The organism is Bradyrhizobium sp. 179, from assembly GCF_023073535.1.
Lineage (GTDB): Bacteria > Pseudomonadota > Alphaproteobacteria > Rhizobiales > Xanthobacteraceae > Bradyrhizobium.
Genome location: NZ_JADPJR010000074.1, coordinates 1 through 1,347 on the forward strand (window position 1 = coordinate 1; position 1,347 = coordinate 1,347).

A 1,347-nucleotide genomic window follows, 5' to 3' on the forward strand; every position below is an offset into this window, starting at 1 on the left:
CTCGCGCCGGCTCCGCAAGAAAATCGAGATGTTGTTCGCGCACCTCAAGCGCATTCTCAAGCTCGACCGTTTGCGTTTACGAGGTCCAAACGGCGCGCGTGACGAGTTCATCCTCGCAGCCACCGCCCAAAACCTTCGAAAGATGGCCAAGCTGATCCCGATGCAAACCCTCCAGCCCGCGTAAAGATCGGAAAACCTGTTCGGCACATTGGTGCAGCGCCAATACATCCGGTTATTGCCAGCATTTTTCAACAGAATCGGCCACAAGCGGACAAATCGGCGAACGTCGCGGAAGGTGGACTAAGGGCCAGCTGCCGTCGTCACTTGGATCGCGGCTGGTAGAAGAATACAAGCACTCATCGTAGCAGCGCAAAGGACCAACGACATGATTGTCTACACATGGTGGCGTTCGCTTGCGGCGTTTCGCGTGCGTATCGTTCTAAATCTGAAAGGTGTGTCGGCGGAAGAACGACAGGTCGATCTTCGCAAAGGCCAGCAGCACGATCCGGCATTTCGCACGATCAACCCGCAAGGAGCCATCCCGGCGCTCGTTCTCGACGATGGGCGCACCCTGGTTCAATCTATGGCCATCATGGAATTCTTCGAGGAAGTTTACCCTACGCCGCCACTGCTGCCAGCCGACGCTGCCGAGCGGGCGCGTGTCCGCGCTTTAGCCCAGATGGCGGTGGCCGACGGCCATCCGCTGGTCACGCCGCGTGTTCGCGAGTACCTCGAACGTGAACTTGGGCACGACGAAGTGCAATACATGGCGTGGAGCCGGCATTTCATGGGTGCTGCGCTGGCGGCGATGGAAGGGCATCTGAGACGCGATGCTCAGACCGGCACGTTCTGCCATGGCGACCGACCAACGCTGGCAGACGTCTGCCTTGCCAGCCAAGTTGTGGGGTTTTCCTATTTCGGTGGGACCACCGACGCGTTTCCTGTCGTGCAGCGGGTCTATTCAGCCTGCATGCAAATCGACGCCTTCTAGCGTGCACACCCGCTCGCGCAGCCAGACGTCCCGAAGGCGTGATCGCCGCGACCAGAGCGAACATGACGCGTCACGGGCGAATGTCTGCCTTGGGTCGATTCCGTTGAAAAAGGCCGGCAGTATTTAGTTGTAATAGCTCCGTCGCGACGTGGCCGAACTGCTCTTACTGACCCTATGCGAGCGTCGGGGTGGGCATCGGGATCAGCTTGGCCATCTTTCGAAGGTTCTGGGCGGTGGCTGCGAGGATGAACTCGTCGCGCGCGCCGTTTGGACCTCGTAAACGCAAACGGTCGAGCTTGAGAATGCGCTTGAGGTGCGCGAACAACATCTCGATTTTCTTGCGGAGCCGGCGCGAG

Annotated in this window: 3 protein-coding genes; 2 read left to right on the forward strand and 1 reads right to left on the reverse strand. The window is 59.3% G+C overall.

From position 1 onward, the window contains the following. The coding region (locus IVB12_RS18820; protein WP_247301057.1) for a transposase at window positions 1–184 on the forward strand (184 nt) is incomplete at its 5' end. A 201-nt stretch (window positions 185–385) separates the two neighbouring features. Further along, complete coding sequence (gene maiA, locus IVB12_RS18825) at window positions 386–991, forward strand: maleylacetoacetate isomerase (protein WP_247301058.1); 606 nt, start codon at window positions 386–388, stop codon at window positions 989–991. Between the two features lie 172 nt (window positions 992–1,163). Here the strand turns inward: maiA and IVB12_RS18830 are convergent. After that, window positions 1,164–1,347, reverse strand: a 184-nt coding sequence (locus IVB12_RS18830) for a transposase (RefSeq protein ID WP_247295629.1), incomplete at its 5' end; no start/stop codon positions are given.

Bases quoted from the DNA above. Each gene is read 5' to 3' on its own strand.
- maiA (WP_247301058.1), top strand. From the start codon at position 386: ATGATTGTCTACACATGGTGGCGTTCGCTTGCGGCGTTTCGCGTGCGT.